Source organism: bacterium (assembly GCA_030655055.1).
In the GTDB taxonomy this organism is placed as follows: domain Bacteria; phylum Edwardsbacteria; class AC1; order AC1; family EtOH8; genus UBA5202.
The window spans coordinates 1-4,139 of record JAURWH010000112.1; the positions used below are offsets into that span (position 1 = coordinate 1).

A 4,139-nucleotide genomic window follows, 5' to 3' on the forward strand; every position below is an offset into this window, starting at 1 on the left:
ATCTACGGCGCCAATTCCAAATTCTTCACCGATTCCCTGGAGAACAAGACCAACCAGACCATGCTGGACGAGGAAACTTTCCGGCTGTGGGGCCAAAAGCTAAAGCTGTCCTGCCAGGTATCCCAGGAACCTGGTCCGGCGGCCGGCGGCCAGCCGGTGCGGGCCAGTTTGAAGGACGAGACCGACCGGCGCCGGAACCAGGCTCTGGGCTCGGCCAAGATCAAAGGGTTTTTGGACCAGGTGGAAGGCGAAGTACTGTAAAATCAAAAACAAAAAATCAAAGATAAAATATAAGAACGGATACGAGTTTCTATGGCTAAAGGAATGGGGGATATTTTAAAGCAGGCCCAGATGATGCAGTCCAAGATGGAAAGCATCCAGAAAGAGCTGGGGAACAAACGGGTGGAGGCTTCGGTGGGCGGGGGCATGGTCAAGGTAACGGCCGACGGCCAGCAGAACATACTGGATATCAGGATATCGGCCGAGATCGTCAAGCCCGAAGAGGCCGGGATGCTGCAGGAACTGGTGCTAAGCGGCGTACAGGAGGCCCTCAAGCAGTCGCGGGAGCTGGCGGCCAAAGAGATGTCTGTTTTGACCGGCGGGATGAGTTTGCCGGGGATGTTTTAAACCGAAGCCTTGCCACCAAGGCACCAAGGCACTAAGCCAAATCGTGAATCGTAAATTGTGAATGGTGATTTGGTGCCTTAGTGTCTTAGTGGCAAAAATAGGAATCTTATGAATTACGGATCGGAAATACTCAACCGCACAGTGGACGAACTGATGAAACTGCCGGGCATCGGGCGCAAGACCGCCCAGCGTCTGGCCTTTTATCTGTTGAAGTCCTCACCGGACGACGCCGAGGCCCTGGCCCACGCCATACTGGAGCTCAAACAAAAGGTGCGGTTCTGCCAGCAGTGCTTTAACGCCTCGGAGCAGGACCTGTGCAACCTCTGCCGGGATGCCGGCCGCGACGACTCCATCTTCTGCGTGGTGGAGGAGGTCAATGATCTTTTAGCCATAGAAAAGACCGCAGACTTCAAGGGCCGGTACCACGTGCTGCAGGGGCACCTGTCGCCGCTGGATGGGATAGGGCCGGACGATCTGAGGGTGCGGGAGCTGATGGAGAGATTGGAGAAGACGGAGGTCAAAGAGATCATCATGGCCACCAACCCCAACGCCGAGGGCGAGGCCACCGCGCTCTATCTGATGAAGCTGATAAAACCGCTGGGCATAAAGATCACCCGCATCGCCAGGGGCCTGCCGGTGGGCAGCGATCTGGAGTTCTCGGACGAAGTGACATTAAGCAGGGCACTGGAGGGCCGCCAGGAGATGTAAGACTTAGACCAAATCAGATCCATCAAACTACCATGATCAAAGCGTTTCCGAAATATCCGGAAACGCTTTTTCGTCATGTTTTTTATTGCTTTTTTGGGTTCCATTGTCTATAATAAGCATTAATTGTTCTTGCGGTTGCGGGTATGCCTTAATAATTTTAAGGAGTCCAACCCATGAAAAAAAGTTTGTGTTTGTGCCTGGCCCTGGTAATGGCTTTGGCCATGGCGGCCACTGCTAAAAAAATGGATCCCAGGACGAACTTAGTCACAAAAGATGGGTCGGCCATAGTTGGCAAAGTCTCCGGCGCCAAGCTGCCTGGTGTGGGCACCCTGGTAGGCACTACTGGTTACGCCGACGCTTGGCGGGCCACAGCCGGCATGGCCGGCAAGAGCATAGTGGTTGACCCCACCGGGGCCAAGATAGGAATGGCATTAGGCAAGGCAAACGGGGCGTTTTGCGACCTGCTGTTGGCTTATTCATTGGACAGCGGCGCCACCTGGGGTGCACAGACCATAGCTGCCAACATGAACACCAGGATATACAACGGCTTGGCCATGGACAGTTTAAACCGGATATACATAGTGTGGCAGGATAGAACAAATAATGCCATTATATGGGACAGGGATGAAGGCGGGATCGGAGCCGGCCTGTGGTTCCCACCTGATACCTTGGCGAAAGATTCCGTGGCTTGGTATCTACCCACTATGACAGTAGGTGGAAGCAATTTGATCATATCAGCCATAGCCCACGGAGCAGCTGTTCCGGTCGGCGATTATTCAATACATATGCTGCTTTCTCATGATCTGGGTGAAACATGGGAGATTCCTTGGGACAGTGTAGCCCTACCATACGGCTGGAACAAGTGGGACTACAATGAGATATCAGGACAGGGCTGGGATGTTGATCCGGTAGACTGGATGTTCTCGGGCAGCGGCGACACCGTGGTCGCTTTCTTTGACGTAGTATGTGACACCGATCTGTATTTTGCTGAAAGTGGCTATGCCGGTTTCTTCCCGGTATATAAGATGTCCTTCGACGGAGGAATTACCTGGGGTCTAATGCAGATGTTCACTCCTCCGGCGCAGTATTGGCACGGCGGCTGGTGGTATATGTACGACGGCGCCTGGATCGGCGGCCGGCCGTATTTCTTGTTCACTTGGCAGGACGGAACATGGAACGGGAAAGCATTGTTTGTCTACTATCCGACAGTGGCTGGAGATTTCAGCGACTGGACCTGCAAACGCATCTCCGATATCCCGGGCAATCTGGCCGGCGTTACACCCGGCGACCTTAACGGGGGAGGGATCAATTTTCCCACAATCAGCCATGATGCTGCCGGAAACATTTATGCCATCTATCAGGATTGTTCTAAGAACAATGACAACTACGAGATCTTTGGGGTGGCCTCTACCGACAAGGGAAATACCTGGCTGAACCCGGTGCAGCTGACTACCGAAGCAGGCCAGCTTGACGGCAATATTTACCTGGAAGCAGCCGAATTTGCCGGTGGGGACAAGATCCACATGCTGTTCCACGACCCGGCCTACACCAATATTTACTATTGGAACGTGCCGACCTCTACCATTCTGGCAGGCGGAGTACGACCGGAGGAGATAACCTTGGCTCCCGAGCTTTGCGGTTCCTCCGAGCATGGATGGGGCGGGCCGATAGATGCGGTGATCGATACAGTGCAAGGTCCGGGAGATACTTTAAGAACTTTTTGGTCGCCCAAGGTGGCTTTGGGCGGGACTTATGAATTACAGATCAGTAAATCGGCCAACTTTAGTTCAGATGTTTGGCCTTACCATGTTTATTTGTTACCTGATGTAAACTACCTCGGTTCAGTTGGCTTGCCAGAAACCAATATTGTATGGCATTGGAGGGTACGCTCGGACAAAGATGGTTACCTTTCTCCTTGGAGTCCAGTCTACGATTTCTATTACAAGGGGACCACTATTAACTATTTTGATTGGATGCCTAAAGGTGTAACTGGAGGTAGTGATTTATCCTTTAATCACAAGTTCGCCTTGAACCAGAACCGGCCCAACCCGGTGAACAAGCTGGCCGAGCTTTCCTTTACCCTGCCCCGGTCCGGCAATTACAGCCTTAAGATATACAACATCTCGGGGCAGTTGATCCGAAATTTGGATGGCAGGGGCGTGGCCGGCCAGAATACCGTCACCTGGAACGGCCTGGACAACAGCGGCCGCAAGACCGCCAACGGCGTTTACCTGTATAACCTGCAGGCCTTCGGCAACAGCGCTACTAAAAAAATGATCATTTTACGGTAAACAAACCAAATGCAATGCATAGAAGGATACTTTAAAAAATAGTGCACCAGACCATAGACTGCAAACATTTTAACGGCTACAAGCCGTGTCATCCCGGCTGGCTGTGCCGGGGCTGCAAAAAGCGCGAGCCCCGGGGCACCAAAATACTGATCATCAACCTGGACGCCCTGGGCGCGGTGCTGATGACCACGGCGTTGCTGCCGGCCATCAAGCGCCAGCATCCCAATAGCACCATCCACTGGGTGACCCTGCCGATGGCAGTGCCCCTGCTGCAGAACAATCCCTATATCGACAAGATCTGGCCCTACGACTTTGAGACGGTCTCCATCCTCCAGGCCATGAGCTTCGACAAGGTCTATTCCATAGACAAGGCCCACCGTTCCGATGCCCTGGCCATGCTGGTCAAGACCAAGGAAAAACTGGGTTTCGCCATGGATGAGAACGGGGCCATCACCTATTTCAATCCCGAAGCGGAATACGGCTACCGGCTGGGGATTGATGACGAGCTGAAGT

The 4,139-nt window shown here is 53.2% G+C and carries 5 protein-coding genes; all 5 read left to right on the plus strand.

Features of this window, described 5'->3' with window-relative positions; translation table 11 throughout:
- Positions 1-261 (plus strand): hypothetical protein (locus tag Q7U71_05225; GenBank protein ID MDO9391157.1); only part of this gene is annotated, 261 nt, incomplete at its 5' end.
- A gap of 51 nt (positions 262-312) precedes the next feature.
- On the plus strand, positions 313-627 hold the full coding sequence (locus Q7U71_05230) for a YbaB/EbfC family nucleoid-associated protein (GenBank protein MDO9391158.1): 315 nt from the start codon (positions 313-315) through the stop codon (positions 625-627).
- A gap of 108 nt (positions 628-735) precedes the next feature.
- Positions 736-1,335 carry a recombination mediator RecR gene (gene recR, locus Q7U71_05235; GenBank protein MDO9391159.1) on the plus strand — a complete coding sequence of 200 codons (600 nt, stop codon included), beginning with the start codon at positions 736-738 and terminating at the stop codon, positions 1,333-1,335.
- Positions 1,336-1,508: 173 nt separating this feature from the next.
- Positions 1,509-3,626, plus strand: coding sequence for a T9SS type A sorting domain-containing protein (locus tag Q7U71_05240; protein ID MDO9391160.1), 2,118 nt, complete (start codon positions 1,509-1,511; stop codon positions 3,624-3,626).
- Between the two features lie 41 nt (positions 3,627-3,667).
- The coding region (locus Q7U71_05245; protein ID MDO9391161.1) for a lipopolysaccharide heptosyltransferase family protein at positions 3,668-4,139 on the plus strand (472 nt) is incomplete at its 3' end.